Source organism: Serratia sp. 3ACOL1, from assembly GCF_003668775.1.
Taxonomy (GTDB): Bacteria; Pseudomonadota; Gammaproteobacteria; order Enterobacterales; family Enterobacteriaceae; genus Chania; species Chania fonticola.
In genome coordinates this window covers 1,255,004-1,275,854 of sequence record NZ_CP033055.1, presented here as the reverse complement: position 1 = coordinate 1,275,854, position 20,851 = coordinate 1,255,004, and the positions used below count along the sequence as shown (strand labels likewise).

The window sequence follows — 20,851 nt, the reverse complement described above, 5'->3', positions numbered from 1 at the left end:
AAGGGAGAAATTATTATCAGGAAACCTTCTGTAAAACTTCTTCATCAAGGAAATAATGATTAGTTGTATAATCATTGAGTTATGTAGTTATAATTTTTTACTTAATTCTTTTTCAACCCGTTCAGCCTAGCAGGTAATCGTGGATTTACCATGTTATTTTGTGAGATTACCCGCAAGATTTGTACCCTTATTGGGTAATTATATCGAGCACGTTTACTTTTCGTTTAATCTCCGTTTTATCGGTTAAAAAACGTCTAAACATCGCTAGGCCGTTTTAGTCATAATCCAGCGCTGTTCCCCTACCGCCTGCAGATGAAAATCCACGTCATAAACCTTGGATAATAACCCCGGCTCCATGACCTCGTGGGTGCCCCCCTCGGCCACCAACCGTCCTGATTGCAGCAACCAGACCCGATCGGCCTGTTGCAAGGTATGATTGAGATCGTGAGCACAGACCAGGGCGCTGCGGCCACTTTGGCAAAATTCGCGCAGCAGGCGATCGAGCGCCACCTTTTGCGCCACATCCAGACTGTTGGTCGGTTCATCGAGCAGCAGTAATTGGCTAAGCGGGTTGACCGTCGGCCAAACCTGTAACAACACTGCGGCCAGCCGCACCCGTTGCCATTCCCCCCCAGAGAGTTGAGTCAACATGCGGGATAATTTATCCGCCAGCTTTAGGCTACGTGCCAAATACAGGATGGCTTTTTCCAGCTCGCTTTCTTCCGCCCCGGCGGGCTGATGTAAGGCGAGATATTGAAATACCGGCATTAGCGCAACCGGAGGCTGCTGCTGACACAGATAAGCCCGGTGCCTTGCCAGTTCATTCCCCGTATACGCTTCCAGTAAACGCCCAGACAGCCGAACTTCGCCAAGCCCTGGCAACATTCCCGCCAATCTGGCCAACAACGTGCTCTTACCTGCGCCGTTAGGGCCGATCAGGTGCACCTGCAACCCAGCGGCGATCTGCCCAGAAAACGGCACCAATCGCCCTTCTACCCCTACCTCACTGAGTTGCAGCATGGTTCTGTTCGCTCCTTTACTTGGCCAAAGCCTGTTTGATGGCCTCGGACACCTGTGGATCTTCCGGCGTCATATCCGGCGAGAAGCGTTGGATCACCTGACCATCACGGCCAATCAAGAATTTCTCAAAGTTCCACAGGATATCGCCGGTGTGCTTCGGCGCACGGCCTTTGCTGCTCATCCGCTCCAGGAAACCACTGCCTTCTGGTACGACGGCCTCTGGCTGTGCGGCAATCAGTTCCCGATACAGCGGATGACGGCCCTCACCATTGACTTCGATTTTGGCAAACATTGGGAACTGGACGCCAAAGGTGCCACGGCAAAACGCCAGGATCTCTTCATTGCTGCCCGGCTCCTGGCCAAGAAACTCATTGGAGGGGAAGCCCAACACCGCTAAACCCTGCTCACGCCAGGTTTCATAAAGCTTTTCCAGACCTTCGTATTGCTTGGTCAGGCCGCATTCCGACGCTACGTTGACCACCAGCAGCACCTTGCCAGCATAAGCGTTCAGCGTGGTAGATTGGTTCTCAATGGTTTGCAGGGGAATGGCATAAATCGGGTTGCTCATCAGATGTTTTCCTTTGGTTTTATTTGCAGGTGAGACAGAAAAACGCCGCCGGACATTACCGGCAGCCGGTTTACCTTACGCTTTTTGTCCGCGCCAGTAACCAGATAAAAAGAGGCGCTCCAAGCGTTGCAGTGACCACGCCGATGGGTAATTCCGCCGAAAACAGCGCAATCCGCGCCACCACGTCCGCCACTAACAATACGCCCGCGCCTGCCAAGGCGCAGCCAGGCAGCAGGTAACGTTGGTTGGTCAAACCACTGAGGCGCAAAATATGCGGGATCACCAGGCCGATAAAGCCAATCACGCCCGCCAGGGCCACACTGGTGCCCACCAGCCAGCCGATGGCCAGCACCAGCAGATTACGCCATACGTGCAGAGAGAGGCCCAACTGCCGGGCCTGCATTTCGCCAAGCGCCATCAAGTTCAGCACCTTGCCTTGCGCGCATAGCCACAGCAGCGCCGGCAACAGGGCTAACAGCAGCCATTTCTGCCGCCAATCCACCCCGCCGAAACCGCCCATCATCCAGTACATTAGCTGCCGCAGGTCGAGGCTCGAACTGAAATAGACGGCCCAGGTCATAATCGCGCTGCACACAATCCCCAGCGCTACCCCCACCAGCAGCAAGCGTGCGTTGCTCAACCGGCGACGGCGGGCAAAAATCAGCAACAGGAAGGTCATCACCAGGGCGCCTGCGATGGCGTTCATGCTCATCAACGCCACCGGCAGCAGGCCGTTACCGAACAGCACCGTCAGCACCAGCGCCACTCCGGCACCGTTGGATACGCCAAGCAGTCCAGGCTCCGCCAACGGGTTCTCAAACAGAGCCTGCATCGCCGCCCCGGCCACCGCCAGGCTTGCCCCCACCAGCATCACCGCCAGCGCTCGTGGCAGGCGCAATTGCCAGACAAACAGCTGTGCAGGCTCACTCAACCACTCCGCAGGCCAGATCCACAGATCCCCGGCGCTCAGGCTGAAGGCAAATGCCAGCACGACGCCCAGCGTCAGCCAGGTCAAATAGCGTTTATCGCGGCGGTGTTGATGCTGTTGCAACAAAGTGAAGGTCTGACTGCTCGGCATAACTACACAACTTCCCTACTGGCCGATAGCGGCCTGAAAATAACGTCTTGCAGCAAATAGTAGGAGGTTCGGGCGCTTAGGGGAAGGACTGAGTCATCGAATGGTTGGGAAAACAGCGGCTGGCATTGCCGGTCATCGGTGCAATGATGGCAATAGACCGGAACAGCATGCAGCGCTGGCCCAGTGAGGTTGATAAACTGGCTAAAGAAAAAGGCCGCTTGCGCGGCCTTTTTGGCGTTGTGTAACCTACTCTTTCGGGCTGGCGTTCTCCACCCGGCTTTTCAGTTTCTGTCCCGGACGGAAAGTGACCACGCGGCGCGCCGTAATCGGAATGTCCTCACCGGTTTTCGGGTTGCGTCCCGGACGTTGGTTCTTGTCTCGCAAATCAAAATTGCCAAAACCAGACAGCTTGACCTGTTCTCCGTTCTCCAGAGCTCGACGGACCTCTTCAAAGAACAGTTCTACCAGGTCTTTGGCATCCCGTTTGCTAAGCCCTAGCTTCTCAAACAGGTGTTCTGACATTTCAGCTTTAGTAAGCGCCATAGGTTCAATCCCTCAAGGATGCTTGGAATCGCTGTTTTAGAGCCTCTACACATTTTGCAACGGTAGCGGCAATCTCCTCTTCTTCCAGTGTACGGGCGGTATCCTGCAACACCAGACTGATAGCCAGGCTCTTATAACCCTCAGCTACGCCCTTGCCACGGTACACATCAAACAAGTTTACGCCAACTACCTGATTTGCGCCAACTTTCTTACACTCTGCCAAAATATCTTCTGCGGCGACGTTTTCAGCCACTACAACGGCGATATCGCGGCGGTTTGCAGGGAAGCGAGAAACCTCACGGGCCTGAGGCACGGCGCGGCTTGCGAGCTTGTTCCACTCCAATTCAAATACCACAGTACGGCCGTTAAGATCCAGTTTACGTTCAAGTTCTGGGTGAACCACACCGATGAAACCGACACGCTCGCCGTGTAAATAAATAGCCGCACTTTGCCCAGGATGCAGGGCGGGATTGGACTCTGCCTTGAACTGAATTTCGGATAATTTACCGGTCAGCTCCAATACCGATTCCAGATCCCCTTTCAAATCATAGAAGTCCACTGGCTTTCTTGCCAGATCCCAATGCTCATCATGGGTATGCCCGGCAATCACGCCAGCCAGCATGACATCCTGGCGGATACCCAGATTTGCCGCAGTATCAGGGACAAAGCGCAGCCCGCTCTCAAACAGGCGCACCCGAGTTTGCTGGCGATTCTGGTTGTATACCACCGCCGAGAGCAGGCCGGTCCACAGTGACAGACGCATCGCGGACATCTCTACCGAGATAGGGCTTGGCAGGATCAGGGCTTCTTCACCTGGGTGCAGCAACGCCTGCACTTTCGGGTCAACAAAACTGTAAGTAATTGCTTCCTGATAGCCATGATCGACCAACATGGTCTTCACGCGCTTCAGGGTCAGATCGGATTCGCGGTGTTTGGTCATCACCAGATCGGCGCGCACTGGCACATCCGGGATGTTGTTGTAGCCATAGACACGGGCCACTTCTTCCACCAAATCTTCTTCGATCTCCATATCGAAACGCCAGCTTGGCGCCACCGCCAGCCAGTTGTCGCCCTGCTCGGTAACCTGGCAACCCAGGCGGCGCAGAATATCGCTCACCTGCTCGCTTGGCACCACGTGGCCAATCAGACGGTCCAGTTTTTCACGGCGCAGCGCAATGGTGGCTCGCTTCGGTAAGGTGCTCTCATCGCTAACGTCAATGATTGGGCCAGCCTGACCACCGCAGATGTCAATCAGCAGGCGTGTGGCACGCTCCATCGCCTTATGTTGCAGTGCCGGGTCTACGCCACGCTCGTAACGATGTGAAGCATCGGTATGCAGGCCATGACGGCGAGCACGACCAGTAATCGACAGCGGGCTGAAGAAAGCACACTCCAGCAGCACATCCTGGGTTTCGTCATTCACGCCAGAGTGCTCACCGCCAAAGATGCCACCCATGGCCAGCGCTTTTTGCTGATCGGCAATCACCAGGGTATCTGCCTGCAGTTTGGCTTCGTTGCCATCCAGCAGACGCAGCGTTTCACCTTCGTGAGCCATACGCACCACGATACCGCCCTCAATACGATTGAGGTCAAAAGCGTGCATCGGTTGGCCCAGCTCCATCAGCACGTAGTTGGTCACGTCGACCACGGCATCAATCGAGCGAATACCGGCACGGCGCAGCTTCTCACGCATCCACAGTGGTGAAGGTGCCTTCACGTTGATGCCTTTCACTACGCGGCCAAGGTAACGTGGGCAGGCCTGAGGGGCTTCTACACGGATTGGCAGGGTGTCGGTGATGGTGGCAGCAACCGGGCTCATATCCGGCTCGGTCAGCGGCAGTTGGTTCAGCACGGCAACGTCGCGCGCGACGCCAATGATGCCCAGGCAATCGGCACGGTTCGGCGTGACGCTGATTTCGATCGCGCTATCGTTCAATTGCAGATAGTCACGGATATCGGTGCCGATCGGTGCATCTTGCGGCAACTCAATGATGCCGTCATGATCGTCTGAAATCGCCAGTTCGGAGAACGAACACAGCATGCCTTCAGAAGGCTCGCCACGCAGCTTGGCGGCCTTGATTTTGAAGTCGCCCGGCAGCACGGCACCGACGGTAGCAACGGCTACTTTCAGGCCAGAACGGCAGTTTGGCGCGCCACAAACGATGTCTAACAGGCGTTCACCGCCCACATCGACTTTGGTGACGCGCAGTTTGTCGGCGTTCGGGTGCTGACCGCACTCCACCACGTGGCCCACGACTACGCCGTTGAACACGCCAGCCACCGGCTCAACGCCGTCTACTTCCAGGCCAGCCATGGTGATTTGATCGGATAATGCTTCGCTGCTGATGGCCGGGTTTACCCACTCGCGCAACCAGAGTTCACTGAATTTCATGTGATATTCCCGCCTTACTTAAACTGTTTGAGGAAACGCAGATCGTTTTCGAAGAACGCGCGCAGGTCGGTGACGCCGTAACGCAGCATCGTCAGGCGCTCCATACCCATACCGAAGGCAAAGCCGGAATAGATTTCCGGATCGATACCCACGTTGCGCAGTACGTTCGGGTGCACCATGCCGCAACCCAACACTTCCAGCCACTTACCGTTTTTGCCCATTACATCCACTTCGGCAGAAGGCTCGGTGAACGGGAAATAGGAAGGACGGAAACGAACCTGCAGGTCTTCTTCAAAGAAGTTGTTCAGGAAATCGTGCAGCGTCCCTTTCAGGTTGGTGAAGCTGATGTCCTTGTCGACGATCAGCCCTTCCATCTGGTGGAACATCGGGGTATGTGTCTGATCGTAGTCGTTACGATACACGCGGCCCGGTGCGATGATGCGGATCGGTGGCTGCTGGTTCTTCATGGTGCGGATCTGCACGCCAGAAGTTTGGGTACGCAGCAGGCGCGTCGCGTCAAACCAGAAGGTATCGTGGTCGGCGCGCGCCGGGTGATGCCCAGGGATATTCAGCGCGTCGAAGTTATGGTAATCGTCTTCGATTTCCGGGCCGGTCTCAACCGAGAAGCCCAGTTCGCCAAAGAAGGTTTCGATACGATCGATGGTGCGAGTGACAGGGTGCAGGCCACCGTTCTCCAGGCGACGCCCCGGTAGCGAGACGTCGATGGTCTCCGCCGCCAGGCGAGCGTTCAGCACCGCAGACTCCAACGCGTTCTTACGCGCGTTCAGCGCATCCTGAACTTCCTGTTTTGCCTGGTTGATCACCGCCCCGGCTGCCGGGCGATCTTCCGCTGGCACTTCACGCAGGGACTGCATCTGTAAGGTAAAATGACCTTTCTTGCCAAAATATTCGACGCGTACCAAATCCAACGCGGCAACATCTTGGGCATCTTCTACGGCTGCCTTGGCGTTGGCAACCAGCTCTGCGAGATGTGACATTGCTTTCCTCTTCCTCTGGCCTTGTGGCCCTAAGTAATTGTTATCTATTATTCCAACACGCCTTTGGTTGATCTTCAAAGAATTTCAAGCCGTAGCCAAGCAAGTGCCGCGGGCCCGAAAGGCGCAGAAGGTGGCCAAAAACAAAAAAGCCTCCACTTGGGAGGCTTGGGCGCTACTTTCCGTTTCTTTTCTTACGCGCAAAGCCTCCTGAAGTCAGGCGCTAAAGTAAAAAAAGAAGCGGAAAATAACAGCGTGCATGTTGGTGATACCTTGTCGATAGAGTGGCAACCAGTGTTAAAGCGCCAGCCAAAAAAGTCAATATCTGTATTGGGAACAAACAGTAAAAGAGGGAGCAAGCTCCCTCTTTTCAACTAGCTTACGCCAGTGCTGCTTTCGCTTTTTCAACCAGTGCGCCAAAGGCCACTTTGTCGAATACTGCGATGTCAGCCAGGATCTTACGGTCAATTTCAATAGAAGCTTTTTTCAAGCCGTTAATGAATTTGCTGTAAGACAAGCCGTTCTGACGAGCAGCTGCGTTGATACGTGCAATCCACAGCTGACGGAACTGACGCTTACGTTGACGACGGTCACGGTAAGCATACTGACCTGCTTTGATTACTGCCTGGAAGGCAACACGATAAACGCGCGAACGGGCACCGTAGTAACCTTTCGCTTGTTTCAGTATTTTCTTGTGACGTGCGCGTGCAATTACACCACGTTTTACGCGAGCCATATGCTCTCTCCTAAAGTCTTATTCTAGATTCAAAAAATGTGGCTTATGCGTACGGCAGGCACGCGATAACCAGGACCAGATCGTTTTTAGACACCATGCCTTTCGGACGCAGATGACGTTTACGCTTGGTTGCTTTTTTGGTCAGAATATGACGCAGGTTAGCATGTTTGCGCTTAAAACCACCGCTGCCGGTCTTTTTGAAGCGCTTGGCTGCACCACGTACAGTTTTAATCTTTGGCATGTTAATTAAATCCACTTCGCATTGTTAAACAACGAATCAGTGAGGCGAATAAAACCCACGCACGCTTGCACGGCGTGGGTTCGATTACTTGGAAGCCTTACTGTTTCTTCTTGGGTGCGAGCACCATAATCATCTGACGGCCTTCGATCCTTGTTGGGAAGGACTCGACCACTGCCAGATCAATATCTTCACACAGGTCTTTACGGACGCGGTTAAGCACTTCCATACCGATCTGCTGGTGCGCCATTTCACGCCCACGGAAACGCAGGGTGATCTTGGCTTTATCGCCGTCTTCCAGAAAGCGAATCAGGTTGCGTAGTTTGACCTGATAGTCGCCATCATCGGTGCCAGGACGGAATTTGATTTCCTTAACCTGGATAACTTTTTGCTTCTTCTTCTGTTCTTTTGTCGACTTGCTCTTCTCGTAGAGGAATTTGCCGTAATCCATGATCCGGCAAACTGGCGGTTCGGCATTTGGGCTGATCTCTACTAAATCAACACCCGCTTCCTCAGCTTTTTCAAGAGCTTCATTCAGACTGACAATACCAATCTGCTCGCCATCGACGCCGGTTAGGCGAACTTCTTGCGCGCGAATTTCTTTGTTAATGCGATTTGGACGCGCCGGTTGAACTCGTTTTCCGCCTTTAATACTTTATTCCTCCAGTTGATGAAGACTTCGGCTGCGTATCTCATGTAGCAGCTTGTCTACGACTTCTTGTACGTCCAGGCTCCCCAGGTCTTTGCCACGGCGGGTACGAACGGCAACTTTGCCTGATTCGACCTCTTTATCACCGCACACCAACATGTATGGAACCCGTCGTAAAGTATGTTCGCGAATTTTAAAGCCAATCTTCTCGTTTCTCAAGTCCGCTTTTGCCCGAATGCCTGCATCTTGCAGTTTTTTGGTCAATTGCTGGACGTAATCAGACTGGCTGTCGGTGATATTCATCACCACTACCTGCACTGGAGCAATCCAGGTTGGGTAGAAACCGGCATATTCTTCGGTAAGGATACCGATGAAGCGCTCCATGGAGCCAAGAATAGCACGGTGTATCATTACAGGGACCACGCGTTCGTTGTTTTCGCCAACATACGACGCGCCTAAACGGCCCGGTAAGAAGAAATCGAGTTGCACGGTACCACATTGCCATGCGCGATCCAAACAATCATGCAAGGTAAATTCAATTTTTGGTCCGTAGAAAGCGCCCTCACCCGGCTGATATTCAAACGGAATCCCATTTTCAGTCAGCGCAGCGGCCAGATCGTTTTCGGCTCGAGTCCACATTTCGTCAGTCCCAATGCGCTTCTCTGGACGGGTGGACAGTTTCACCACAATCTTTTCGAAGCCAAAGACACCGTACATATCGTAGACCATTTTGATGCAGTCGTTCACTTCGGAACGCACCTGATCTTCGGTACAGAAGATATGGGCATCGTCCTGGGTGAAGCCACGCACACGCATCAGGCCATGCAGCGAACCTGATGGCTCGTTACGGTGGCAGCTACCGAACTCGCCCATACGCAGCGGCAGATCACGGTAAGACTTCAGGCCCTGGTTGAAGATCTGCACGTGGCCCGGGCAGTTCATCGGCTTGATGCAATATTCACGGTTCTCTGAAGAAGTGGTGAACATGGCGTCTTTGTAGTTTTCCCAGTGGCCGGTTTTTTCCCACAGTACGCGGTCCATCATGAACGGCCCTTTCACTTCCTGATACTGGTGCTCTTTGAGCTTCATGCGCACAAAGGCTTCCAGTTCGCGGAAGATGGTCCAGCCGTCGTTATGCCAGAACACCATGCCAGGGGCTTCTTCCTGCATATGATACAGGTCGAGCTGCTTGCCGATCTTGCGGTGGTCACGCTTGGCCGCTTCTTCCAGGCGTTGCAGGTAGGCGTTCAACTGCTTCTTGTCTGCCCAGGCAGTGCCGTAGATACGTTGCAGCATTTTGTTTTTGCTGTCGCCACGCCAGTAGGCACCGGAGGTTTTCTGCAGTTTGAAATGGTGGCAGAAACGCATATTCGGCACATGCGGGCCACGGCACATATCCACGTATTCTTCGTGATGATACAGGCCTGGGCGATCGTCATGGCTGATATTTTCATCCAGAATCGCCACCTTGTAGCTTTCACCACGGGCTGCGAAGGTGTCGCGGGCTTCCTGCCAGCTCACTGTTTTCTTGATGACGTCATAATCTTTGTCGGCCAATTCATGCATCCGCTTCTCCAGCAGATCCAGATCTTCCTGCGTCAGGGTATGGTCGAGGTCAACATCATAGTAAAAACCGTTGTCGATCACCGGACCAATGGCCATTTTGGTGTCTGGCCACAGCTGTTTGATCGCATGACCCAGCAGGTGCGCACAGGAGTGGCGCATGATTTCCAGGCCTTCGGCATCTTTGATAGTAATGATGGCCAGCTGTGCATCGGCTTCAATGGCATCGTTGGCATCGACCAGTTCACCGTTAACGCGGCCGGCGATACAGGCTTTGGCAAGGCCAGGGCCAATATCACGGGCAACATCCATCGGGGAAACGGCATGGTCGTATTGACGCTGACTTCCGTCAGGAAGAGTAATAACAGGCATTCATAATTCCTTATCTACAGTGGTGACCCACACGACAGATCACATGCAGTACAGATATTTTGGTTAGTGTTGAGTCAGTTATGCGTCATATCTCGCCCACAATTGCCAGATTGACGCACAACTTGGTCCGTTAGTAACACGCGAACCTCCAGTGGCTGTTCACAGCCTTGCGAATAGTAACATTAAAACTGTGGAGGATAAATAAAGCGCAGTTTACCCTGCGGCATAATTGATCGCACTTGACTTACCACGGTAATTCAGCCAAATTACCCGGGTAAAACAATTTAACCCGGGTATAAAGCACATGAAAACTATCAGTACGCCAAGCTGCACCGCCTTCTTGCAGCATCAACGAGTGGCTGCCGGGTCTTATGCCGATGTTGCTCAGGCGCTTGCTGCGATGGATCTTACTGCCGGTGGGCTGTTAGTGTTTGATGATGCCACCGGCTCCCAGGTGGATTACCCTTGGCCAGCAGGCTACGTTTGGCCTCAGCCTGGTGGCGATGTCGCTGAGCTTGACAGCGAACCGGCAGCTCAGCCCTCAGTTGGTCGGCCCAAGCTCGGCGTAGTAGCCCGCGAAGTGACCCTCCTACCCCGTCATTGGGAATGGCTGGCACAACAGCGTGGTGGAGCCTCTGCGGCACTACGTCGCCTGGTTGATGAAGCCCGGCGTACTACGATCGAGCAAGACAATGAGCGCCGCATCAAAGAGAACAGCTACCGCTTTATGAGCGCCATCGCCGGTGCTTTGCCAGGCTATGAAGAGGCCACGCGCGCACTGTTTGGCCACGATGGTAAACTGTTTGCCGAGCGAATTGCGCACTGGCCTGCCGATATTCAGGTACATCTGGCCTGGATGACCCGAGATGCATTCCCCCAGTGATTGCGGTGCCCCTAAATATGAGTCTCAGTATCACTGGAGCTCTTTACACGCCTTTAAAGCGCAGGAAAAACGATTAAATGCAAACCCGTCCGCAGCACAAGCAGCCACCGCTTTGGCGCATCTATCTGATCTTTTTGGTGCCCATGGTGCTGTCCAACTTCCTGCAAGGATTTTCAGGCACGCTGAACGGCATCTATATCGGCCAGATGCTCGGCACCCATGCGCTGGCCGCCATCTCCGGCATGTTCCCGGTAGTGTTCTTCTTTATTTCACTGGTGATTGGCGTTGGTGCCGGTGCCTCGGTGCTGATTGGGCAGGCATGGGGCGCGAATGAACCAGAAAAAGTCAAAACCATTGCCGGTACGGCCTTGATGCTGGGCGTGACGCTTGGCTTACTGGCGGCGGTATTTGGCAGCCTGTTTGCCCGCCAGGCGCTACAAGCGCTAGGCACACCAGCTGACGTGCTGGAAGAGGCGGTCTCTTACGCCCGCATCATGATGCTGATTATGCCGTTACTGCTGGTATTTGTGTTGTTCACCCAGTTGCTGCGCGGCGTCAGCGATACGGTCTCGCCACTCTTGGCCCTACTGCTGTCTACCATCGTCGGCTTGCTGCTCACCCCGGCCCTGATCCGTGGCTGGCTGGGCTTTGCCCCCATGGGCATACAGAGCGCGGCTCTGGCGGGTATGGTCGGTAACGCACTGGCGATGGTGTATCTGACATTGCGCCTGCGCCGCAAAAAACACGTGCTGGCTCCCGACCGGGCGATGCTGGCCGCGCTCAAGCTGGATACGGTGGTACTACGCAAAGTTTTACGTATTGGCCTGCCTACCGGTTTGCAAATGGTGGTAATTTCTATCTCTGAATTGATCATCCTGACGTTGGTCAACCGCCACGGTTCGGATGCTACGGCAGCCTACGGTGCAGTGACACAGATCGTTAACTATGTGCAATTCCCTGCCCTGTCGATTGCCATCACCGCCTCTATTTTGGGTGCTCAGGCCATCGGCGCTGGCAAAACCGAACGCATTGCCCCCATCTTGCGTACCGGGTTGTATATCAACCTCTGGCTGACCGGTTCGTTGATTATTCTGGTCTACCTGCTGTCACATTGGCTGCTGGGCTTGTTCCTGACCAGCCCGGTAGTATTGGCAGAAGCGGAGCATTTATTGCATATCATGCTGTGGAGCATGCTGGTATTTGGTTTCCAGGCGATTGTCGGCGGCATCATGCGCGCCAGCGGCGTGGTGTTGGTACCGGTGACGATCTCCATTCTCTGCATCGTGGCCGTACAGTTGCCAGCGGCCTATCTGCTCAGCAATCACTTCGGATTAGAGGGGTATGGATGGCGTTCCCTATCGCCTATTTGACAATGCTGGCATTGCAGACAACGTTTTATAGGTTGGTATGGCGACACAGAAAAATTGAGCGTCTGGTCTGACGCTGATAGTCACAATACTTTTTGGGCGTAGTGACTGCGCCCCCATTTCATTCTCTTGCTGGGGTTTGTTTTATGTCGAGTATTCTGCAGTTGTTTCAGGCCATAGGGCTGGGGCTAGCCCTACTATTGCCACTGGCCAACCCGCTCACCACCGTGGCGTTGCTGCTTGGTCTGTCGGGAAATATGACCAACGAAGAGCGCAACCATCAGTCGCTGATGGCTTCGGTCTACGTGTTCAGCATCATGACGGTGGCGTTCTATGCCGGTCAGCTAGTGATGAGCACCTTTGGGATTTCCATCCCCGGCCTGCGGATCGCCGGGGGGTTGATTGTCGCCTTTATCGGTTTTCGCATGTTGTTTCCGCAGCAAAGTGCCGATGAAGCACCAGAGGTAGAATCCAAAAGCAGAGAACTGCACAAGAAAACCTCGGCCAATATCGCCTTTGTCCCACTGGCCATGCCAAGCACCGCCGGGCCGGGGACTATCGCCATGATCATCAGCACCGCATCCAGCGTCCACGAAAATACGCTGGGCTTTGCCCACTGGGTGCTGCTGGCCGCACCGGTGGCCATTTTCCTGTCGATATCGATCATTCTGTGGGTCTGTTTACGCAGTTCCACGGCGATCATGAAACTGGTTGGCGAAAGCGGTATCGAGGCCATTTCGCGCCTGATGGGCTTCCTGCTGGTGTGCATGGGCGTACAGTTTATTATCAACGGCGTGTTGGAGCTGATATCTACCTACGTGCCTGTTGCCTGACCCAACCGGGCCCCGCAGTCGCGGGGCCAATTTGATCTCTATGCCAAACCGTAAACTAAAGCGGAAAGCGCAATCAGCCCCATCACTAGTACAAAGACATTACTCAAGGCACGATAACGGCGCATAGCCGGAACCGCGCGCACCGCATACATCGGCAAAATAAACAGGATCACCGCAATTAGCGGACCGCTGATGGTTTCAATGATATGCAAGGCGCTCGGATTCCAGACGGTGGCCGCCCAGGTGAGCAAGAACAGCACCACGCCGGAAATACGATGGGTAGTGACGGCAGTTAGCGGCTTGCCAACGGCGCGTGTTAGCCCATCAATCAGGCTGGTTGCCCCTTCGGTTACGCCTAATGACGTGCCAAGATAGGACTTTGCCATCGCCAACATCGCCATCACCGGCCCAAGATAAGCTATCAGCGGGTTGGAGAACTTGTTGGCCAAAGTGGTCAACACCGTGATGTTCTGCGCTTTCGCCTGCTCCATCTCCTGGTGCGAAAGGCTCAGCACGCAGCTGAACACGAAGAACAACACGGTGACGCAAATCAGCAGGTAGCTGTAACGCATAATCCGCGCACAACGGCGCTCGGCCTTGTCACCGTATAAGCTGTTCTGGGTGGAAGCGAACGACGAAATGATCGGCGCATGGCTAAAGGAAAATACCATCACCGGGACCGCCAACCACAGCGAATGCCACAGCTCGGGGCTGTCAAATTGGGTGTTGGCCAAACCACTGACAAAGTTCTCGGTCTGCCAGGTGGGTACCAGATACAGCGAAATCCCCATCAGAAACACCAGCAATGGGAATACCAGAACGCCCATCGCGGCCACGATCGTATCCTTTCCACGCAACAGCACCAGATTGAGCACCACCACCACCGCCAAACTCAGCCAGATGCGGGGTACCGGGGCGAAGTGAAATTGGTGAGTCAGGAAGCTGTCCAACGCGTTGGTGATGGAAATACTGTAGACCAGCACGATGGGGAAAAACGCCATCAGGTACAGCACCATAATGATCTTGCCGGCTAACACGCCGAAATGCTCGACCACCACGTCCTGAATGTTGCCATCACGGCTGGAGCCGGAAAGGACAAAGCGGGTTAGCGCCAGATGGGGTAAATAGGTCAGAGGGAAAGCGAACAGTGCCATCAATAACAGCACCAGCGGGCCATTCAGACCGGCATTGATCGGCAGAAACAAGGTGCCGGCACCCACGGCCGTGGCGTAAAGCCCGAACATCCAGACGGTGTCGGTCTTGTTCCATTTGGCAGGTTGTGCAATGGCCAACCTGCCCTGATCTGGAGAAATCGTACTCATGAGACAGCTTACCTTAATCTACAGCGCCAACGATTGCGCCCGACGGAAACTCCCTTCTCCGTAGAATGTTTATATAAAACAGGATATTAATGGCGAGAGAAATTCACCTACCTGATAAAAGGACGGCAAAGGATAAAGAAAATCTCTGGAATGGTCTATATTTCGGCGGTTAACTGCGCGCTTCGTGAGCAGCCGATGCCGCTCACGAGCCATATGAAATGAAACAATGCCTAGGCGCTGGCGGCGGCCACAAACCGGCGTATTTCGCCGATATGCTGCGGGCCATAAGCACATTGCCCTACTTCTATTTTTGGCTTGTTACGCCCGTGGAAATCACTGCCGCAGGTAACAAAAGCTGAACGACCAACGGTAAACTCATACAGCTGGCTGGCCAATTCGGGTGAATGATAGCTTGAGAACACTTCGACCCCCATCACACCAATCTTCAACATTTCATCTATGACTTGGGTATGATCCTGTTTAACGTTGGCACCGATATGCGCCAGGATCGGGATCCCCCCATTATGGCGGATCACCTCCACCATGCGGCTCATGGCGGGATAGGTGACCGGCATATAGCACACCTTCCCTGGGCCAAAGAAATCCCAGTAGAAGTTGATTAACGGCATATCAGCTCTTTCACCACCGGGGCGATAAGGCATCAGCAACGGATGCCCATCATTGCGTGGGTCTTCGAGTATCACCTCGCCCATCTGCTCTTCCTGCGGGATAGCGCCACCGCATACCTGCTCCAGGCGTTGCTCATCCAGATGGAATTTCAATCCACGCAGCTTGGCAAACTTTTGCGGCGTCAGTTCCCGTTGAATGGCACTGAAATTGTTATAGATTTCAACAAAGTCATTGCTGGGGGTAAACCCGTAGCCCAACAGGTGGAAGTTGCGCCCAGCGAAGGTGCAGTCGATCTCGATACCAGACAGGACATTGAGGCTGGACGATGCCAGCGCCTTGGCTTCCGGCACCGAGTTGGCATTATTATGGTCGGTCACCGCCAACGTACTGATGCCGTTGGCCAGGCAGCGTGCAATCACCGTCTCAACCGGGAAGTCTGCATCATCGCTGTAGTTGGAATGCATATGCAGGTCGATTTTTTCCATGGCAATGTCCTTTGGCGAATGCTCAAACCAAGACCATACTAAAGCCGCCCCTGAATGCATACAGTGGATTTGACACTTTTTATCGTCGGGATCACAAAAGCGTGGGTCTGCTCACAGGGTGTAGATCGACATGTTGACGAGATCGATAACGGTGCAGACTGTTAACAGGCATTGACGATGCCAAATAACTGCGGCTACTTGGTCATCCATCTAAAATGCCCCACTTTTCCGGGGCATTTCACCTGATGAAATCTGCTTTTTTTGCCAAAGATGGCAAACCGCAACACATCATGTTCGAAAAAGCAGCGTATCGATTAACCTCGCACATTTCCTTTTGAACTTGATGCGCTTTCTGTAGGTATATTTTCGACCAAGACTGATACAGATACGCTTACGTCTATCAACCTCAAAAGCAATGGAGATGTACACCACCATCAATAAAACTATTACCATCACGCCCATAGCCTCCCTTTGGTTTCAACGCTCCCTTGCGATTAACATTAATAACATTAATGGAATTTTTATTCACCAATAAATGAAATTACAACAACCCAATCAATAACAGCGACATAGCACAAATATGAAGTGCAATATATCGCAGACATGGTAACAATCTCAGATCAAATAGTTTAAAACCCCAGGAATATGCCGTTAAAGGTGATTAAAAATCACACACAGTGAAATGATTAACAATTCTAACTTATTTAAGGATAATTAAGATAATTAAAGGGCCCCGAACGAGGCCCTTGGGAAGATTACTTGGCACCCACTGGCTCTGGGACAGCAGAGCTGCCCATCGCCTTCTCATCGCGAATTATTGAACGATCCTTACGCACGTCAGCCACATCGGAGGCGCTGATAGCTTTGGCGTTGTTACCCCAACTGGAACGGATAAAATTCACCACGTCCGCTACCTGTTGGTCGTTCAAGCGCCAGCCAAACGGCGGCATGGTGAGGTTGGAAACCGCCCCTTTCACCGCTGGCGTAGTATTGCCGACCAGCACAATGTGGATCAGCGAGGTCGCGTCTTCGGTCTGCACCACCGGGTTGCCCTTCAGCGCCGGGAAGGCACGCTTGTAACCAACACCATCGGTACGATGGCAAGCGGCACAGTTATCGACATACAGCGCGGCGCCGGGCTTGCTGTCGTTACCACGCCACAAATCTTTGGCTACGCTGTCTTCAACCGGGGCGGCCTGCTGTTTACCGTCTTTCGGCGGCAAGGTTTTCAGATAGCGGGCAATCGCGGTCAAATCCTCATCGCTGAGATATTGCAGGCTATGTTCGACCACGTCGCTCATGCCACCAAATACCACCGACTTATCGTTGCGGCCAGTTTTCAGGAACTCGGTCAGTTCACTCTCGCTCCAGGTGCCTAGACCATCTTTATTGTCGCCACGCAGGCTGGATGCCACCCAACCGTCGATCGGCGCGTTGCTGCCGGACAGGTAATCATCCCCTTCCGTATTGCTCAACGCCTTCTCTTGCATGGTCAGGCTACGCGGCGTATGGCATGCACCACAGTGCCCCAACCCTTCGACCAGATAGCGGCCACGTTCGATAACCGGATCGGCGTTGGCGTTTGCCGCAAAATCAGCCGGTGTTGGTGCAAACATCGAACGCCAGATGTGCAGTGGCCAACGCATGGACAGCGGCCAGGGAATATCGGAGTCTTGGTTCGCTTGTTCGACTGGCTGCACGCCGTGCATGAAATAGGCATACATGGCACGCATATCCTCCTCTTTCACCAGCGCAAACGAAGGATAAGGCATCGCCGGGTACAGGGTGCTGCCGCTCTTGGCGACGCCTTTGCGTACCGCATTGTCGAAATCTTCAAAACTGTAATCGCCAATGCCGGTGGTTTTGTCCGGGGTGATGTTGGTGGAATAGATAGTGCCAATCGGCGTTTCCATCGCCAAACCACCAGCAAAGGGCACGCCGCTTTTGCCATTGGTGTGGCAGGCCACACAGTCACCGGCACGTGCCAGATATTCACCGCGTTTGAGCAATTCGCTGCTGACCGTCGCGTCTTGCGCCAATACGGAAAAACTCAGTGCACTGAGAACCAGTGCGGGAACCAAAGCTTTCATCAGATTGCCTCCGGGAAACCTCGGCCTTTAGGCCGGGGAGGAAAGGAGGCGGTTTTCAAGCTAACTTCTTTTTGTCTTTTCACTATAACTCCTGTAATTTTGTACATATGAAACGCGCCTACAAATATCGGTTTTATCCAACACAGGATCAGATTGAGTTTTTAGCTCACACCTTCGGCTGTGTGCGTTTTGTCTACAATTCAGTTCTTCGCTGGCGAACTGATGCGTACCGCGAACGGCAGGAGAAGATCGGCTACATTCAGGCCAATGCCCGACTAACCGCCCTAAAAAAAGAGCCTGAATTGACCTGGCTGAATGATGTTTCCTGCGTCCCGTTACAGCAGACTCTTCGCCACCAACAGACCGCCTTTTCTAACTTCTTTGCGGGGCGTGCCAGGTACCCAGCATTCAAAAGCAAACACCACAAACAATCTGCTGAATTTACGGCGAGTGCCTTTAAATACCGTAACGGCACGCTGTACATGGCTAAAAGCACAACGCCACTCCATGTTCGCTGGAGTCGTGAACTCCCCTCGACACCTTCAACCGTCACCATTTCCAAAGACGCATCAGGTCGATATTTCGTGTCCTGCTTGTGCGAATTTGAATCAAAATCACTGCCTGTTACCGCAAAAATGACGGGCATTGATATGGGTTTAAAAGATTTGTTCGTCACAGATAGCGGATTTAAAACCGGCAATCCCCGCCACACGGCGAAGTACGCGAAACGTTTAGCGTTGTTACAGCGCCGATTGAGCAAGAAGCAAAAAGGTTCAAGGAACCGTGCTAAAGCAAGATTAAAAGTCGCAAAGCTCCACGCTAAAATTGCTGATTGCCGAATGGACAGCCTGCATAAGTTGTCCCGCAAACTGATAAACGAGAACCAAGTTGTTTGCGTTGAATCCCTGAAAGTGAAAAACATGATCCGTAATCCCAAACTGTCGAAAGCGATATCCGATGCCGGATGGGGTGAATTTGTGCGGCAGCTACAGTACAAGGCGAAAGAGTCTGGACGTTCTGTCGTTGCCATAGATCAGTTTTTCCCGTCGTCAAAACGCTGTAGCTGTTGCGGCTTCATCATGGAAAAAATGCCACTTGATGTTCGAAACTGGCACTGCCCTGAGTGCGGTGCTGAGCATGATCGAGATATCAACGCGGCGCGCAATATCAAAGCTGCCGGGCTGGCAGTGTTAGCCCACGGAGAGCCTGTAAATCCTGAATCGCAGCACGCGGCTTAGGTTCGGCTCTGTGAAGTGGGAGTCCTCGCCCTTTAGGGCGGGGAGCAGTCAACACTCGCATCCTCATGCCTGCACCAATGGGCCTGGGTTTTTCAAATACTGCTCGCGAATGGCGCGGGCAGACCAGTAGGCCAACGCGGCAACGGTGCCGGTCGGGTTGTAGCCTAGCCCCTGCGGGAAGGCCGATGCGCCGATCGAGAACACGTTATGCACGTCCCAGCTTTGCAGATAACGGTTTACCGCGCTGGTCTTGGGATCTTCTCCCATCACCGCACCGCCGTTCATATGCGTAGTTTGGTAGCTGGTGGTATCGAAATGGCTGTTGGCGTTTTTCGGGCTGCCGGAAATCAGTTTCGGGTTCATCGCCTTGGCGATCGGGGCCATCTTGTTAAACATAAACTGCGCCATCTTGATGTCGTTTTCCTGCCAGTCGAAGGTCATGCGTAGCAGCGGTTGGCCAAAGACGTTCTTGTAGGTCGGATCGAGATCGAGGTAGTTGCTACGATAGGACTGGTGCGCGCCATGCGCATCCATAGAGACATGGTGCGTATAGGCATCCGCCACCGCAGCTTTCCACTTACTGCCCCAGGCTGGAGTGCCAGGAGGCGTTGGCAGGCCGGAGATCGGTTTGGTACCCGCCTGGTTGACCCAGAACGGTGAGCCACCGACAAAGCCCTCTTTGCCGTGGTCAAAGTTATCCGCGTTGAAATCATCCACGCCGACGCCGTTACCGCCCGCGCCAATAAACGGGTTGGTGTGGACGTCCTTATCAAAGAACGCTTTGATGGTAGTCATGTTCTGGTAGGCAAAATTACGCCCAACCACCCCTTCGCCGGTCTGTGGATCGTAAGGTTTGCCAATACCGGAGAGCAGCATCAGATGCACATTGTGGAACTGGAAGGCACCTAGGATCACCAGATCGGCAGGTTGTTCAATCTCGCGCCCCTGGGCATCGATATAGTTGACCCCGGTCGCCCGGCTTTTGTCAGCGGTCAGGTTAACTTTCAGCACGTTAGCGTTGGTGCGCAGCTCAAAGCGCTTCTCCATCCGCAGTGCTGGCAAGATATTGACGTTCGGCGACGCCTTGGAATACATGTAGCAGGCATAGCCGCTGCAATAACCGCAGAAGTTACAAGGCCCCATCTGCGCGCCATAGGGGTTGGTATAAGAATCTGAGGTATTGGCGGAGGGCAGATTGTAAGGGTGATAACCCACCTCACGCGCGGCCTTTTCAAACAATTGAGCGGAGAAGGTGTTTTTCTGCGCTGGCAGAGGGAAATGGTCGGAACGGTCTGGTGCAAAGGGGTTTCCGCCTTTGTCTTTACCCACCAACTGCCCCTTCACCGACCAGGCAGTGCCTGAGGTGCCGAATACCTTCTCGGCCTTATCGAAGAACGGCTCCAGCTCGTCGTAGCTCACCCCAAAATCCTGGATCGTCATGTCTTTTGGAATAAAGCTTTTTCCGTAGCGTTCTTCATAATGGCTGCGCATACGCAGCTCGATAGGATCGACACGGAAATGCACGCCAGACCAGTGCAGCCCAGCTCCGCCCACGCCGGTGCCCGGCAGGAAAGCCGCCAACTGGCGATAAGGCACTGCGGTTTGGCTGGTGTTGTGACGGATGGTCACGGTACTTTTGGAAAGGTCCTGGAACAGCTTGCGGCGGATATTATAGGTCAGTTCATCGATCACTTGCGGGTAGGAACCGTCTGGGTAGGTATCGCGCATCGGGCCACGCTCAAGCGCCACCACGTTCAGCCCGGCCTCGGTCAACTCCTTGGCCATAATGGCACCAACCCAACCAAAACCGACGATCACCACATCCTGCTTCTTCATTACCGTTGCCATA

At 53.6% G+C, this 20,851-nt stretch carries 19 protein-coding genes and 1 other annotated feature; of the genes, 4 read left to right on the top strand and 15 right to left on the bottom strand.

Features of this window, described 5'->3' with window-relative positions; all coding sequences use genetic code 11:
* Positions 1-264: 264 nt before the first annotated feature.
* From btuD to thrS, 11 genes are all read right to left on the bottom strand, one after another.
* Positions 265-1,020 carry a vitamin B12 ABC transporter ATP-binding protein BtuD gene (btuD, locus tag D9980_RS05920; protein ID WP_121606705.1) on the bottom strand — a complete coding sequence of 252 codons (756 nt, stop codon included), beginning with the start codon at positions 1,018-1,020 and terminating at the stop codon, positions 265-267.
* Positions 1,021-1,036: 16 nt separating this feature from the next.
* On the bottom strand, positions 1,037-1,588 hold the full coding sequence (locus D9980_RS05915) for a glutathione peroxidase (protein WP_121606704.1): 552 nt from the start codon (positions 1,586-1,588) through the stop codon (positions 1,037-1,039).
* 70 nt (positions 1,589-1,658) lie between these two features.
* Entirely contained in the window at positions 1,659-2,666 is a 1,008-nt protein-coding gene (gene btuC, locus D9980_RS05910; protein WP_121606703.1) for a vitamin B12 ABC transporter permease BtuC, read from the bottom strand.
* A 246-nt stretch (positions 2,667-2,912) separates the two neighbouring features.
* Positions 2,913-3,209 carry an integration host factor subunit alpha gene (ihfA, locus tag D9980_RS05905; RefSeq protein WP_004943604.1) on the bottom strand — a complete coding sequence of 99 codons (297 nt, stop codon included), beginning with the start codon at positions 3,207-3,209 and terminating at the stop codon, positions 2,913-2,915.
* Positions 3,210-3,213: 4 nt separating this feature from the next.
* Entirely contained in the window at positions 3,214-5,601 is a 2,388-nt protein-coding gene (gene pheT / locus D9980_RS05900; protein WP_121606702.1) for a phenylalanine--tRNA ligase subunit beta, read from the bottom strand.
* Positions 5,602-5,615: 14 nt separating this feature from the next.
* Positions 5,616-6,599, bottom strand: coding sequence for a phenylalanine--tRNA ligase subunit alpha (pheS, locus tag D9980_RS05895; RefSeq protein WP_021804595.1), 984 nt, complete (start codon positions 6,597-6,599; stop codon positions 5,616-5,618).
* A gap of 139 nt (positions 6,600-6,738) precedes the next feature.
* Positions 6,739-6,863: a sequence feature (Phe leader region), on the bottom strand.
* The gene (gene pheM / locus D9980_RS05890; protein WP_121608962.1) at positions 6,813-6,857 is read right to left on the bottom strand and encodes a pheST operon leader peptide PheM; all 45 of its coding nucleotides are present in this window, start codon (positions 6,855-6,857) and stop codon (positions 6,813-6,815) included. It overlaps the preceding feature by 45 nt.
* Positions 6,864-6,975: 112 nt before the next feature.
* Complete coding sequence (gene rplT, locus D9980_RS05885) at positions 6,976-7,332, bottom strand: 50S ribosomal protein L20 (RefSeq protein WP_004963673.1); 357 nt, start codon at positions 7,330-7,332, stop codon at positions 6,976-6,978.
* A 43-nt stretch (positions 7,333-7,375) separates the two neighbouring features.
* Entirely contained in the window at positions 7,376-7,573 is a 198-nt protein-coding gene (gene rpmI, locus D9980_RS05880) for a 50S ribosomal protein L35 (protein ID WP_024485856.1), read from the bottom strand.
* A gap of 97 nt (positions 7,574-7,670) precedes the next feature.
* On the bottom strand, positions 7,671-8,222 hold the full coding sequence (gene infC / locus D9980_RS05875) for a translation initiation factor IF-3 (protein WP_071683678.1): 552 nt from the start codon (positions 8,220-8,222) through the stop codon (positions 7,671-7,673).
* A 3-nt stretch (positions 8,223-8,225) separates the two neighbouring features.
* Positions 8,226-10,154 carry a threonine--tRNA ligase gene (gene thrS, locus D9980_RS05870; RefSeq protein WP_021178149.1) on the bottom strand — a complete coding sequence of 643 codons (1,929 nt, stop codon included), beginning with the start codon at positions 10,152-10,154 and terminating at the stop codon, positions 8,226-8,228.
* Positions 10,155-10,458: 304 nt separating this feature from the next.
* On the opposite strand from thrS, the gene D9980_RS05865 reads away from it, so the two are divergent.
* The 3 genes from D9980_RS05865 to D9980_RS05855 all read left to right on the top strand — a co-directional run bounded on the left by D9980_RS05865 (position 10,459) and on the right by D9980_RS05855 (position 13,237).
* A complete protein-coding gene (locus D9980_RS05865; protein WP_174332856.1) occupies positions 10,459-11,037 on the top strand; it encodes a DUF2239 family protein in 579 nt (192 codons plus the stop codon).
* Between the two features lie 77 nt (positions 11,038-11,114).
* The gene (locus D9980_RS05860) at positions 11,115-12,407 is read left to right on the top strand and encodes an MATE family efflux transporter (protein WP_202913976.1); all 1,293 of its coding nucleotides are present in this window, start codon (positions 11,115-11,117) and stop codon (positions 12,405-12,407) included.
* A gap of 143 nt (positions 12,408-12,550) precedes the next feature.
* On the top strand, positions 12,551-13,237 hold the full coding sequence (locus D9980_RS05855) for a MarC family NAAT transporter (protein WP_121606701.1): 687 nt from the start codon (positions 12,551-12,553) through the stop codon (positions 13,235-13,237).
* Positions 13,238-13,275: 38 nt separating this feature from the next.
* On the opposite strand, the gene D9980_RS05850 is transcribed toward D9980_RS05855, so the two are convergent.
* The 3 genes from D9980_RS05850 to D9980_RS05840 all read right to left on the bottom strand — a co-directional run bounded on the left by D9980_RS05850 (position 13,276) and on the right by D9980_RS05840 (position 17,764).
* Positions 13,276-14,559: an HAAAP family serine/threonine permease gene (locus D9980_RS05850; RefSeq protein WP_121606700.1), complete on the bottom strand. Its 1,284-nt coding sequence runs from the start codon at positions 14,557-14,559 to the stop codon at positions 13,276-13,278.
* Positions 14,560-14,789: 230 nt separating this feature from the next.
* Positions 14,790-15,674 (bottom strand): PHP domain-containing protein, encoded by an 885-nt coding sequence (locus tag D9980_RS05845; protein ID WP_121606699.1) that lies wholly within the window; start codon positions 15,672-15,674, stop codon positions 14,790-14,792.
* A gap of 755 nt (positions 15,675-16,429) precedes the next feature.
* Positions 16,430-17,764 (bottom strand): cytochrome c, encoded by a 1,335-nt coding sequence (locus tag D9980_RS05840; RefSeq protein WP_121606698.1) that lies wholly within the window; start codon positions 17,762-17,764, stop codon positions 16,430-16,432.
* A gap of 107 nt (positions 17,765-17,871) precedes the next feature.
* On the opposite strand from D9980_RS05840, the gene D9980_RS05835 reads away from it, so the two are divergent.
* Positions 17,872-19,002, top strand: coding sequence for an RNA-guided endonuclease TnpB family protein (locus D9980_RS05835; protein WP_046808485.1), 1,131 nt, complete (start codon positions 17,872-17,874; stop codon positions 19,000-19,002).
* A 63-nt stretch (positions 19,003-19,065) separates the two neighbouring features.
* Here the strand turns inward: D9980_RS05835 and D9980_RS05830 are convergent, their stop codons facing one another.
* Positions 19,066-20,850, bottom strand: a complete 1,785-nt coding sequence (locus D9980_RS05830) for a GMC family oxidoreductase (RefSeq protein ID WP_024487051.1) — start codon at positions 20,848-20,850, stop codon at positions 19,066-19,068.
* Position 20,851 lies beyond the last annotated feature (1 nt).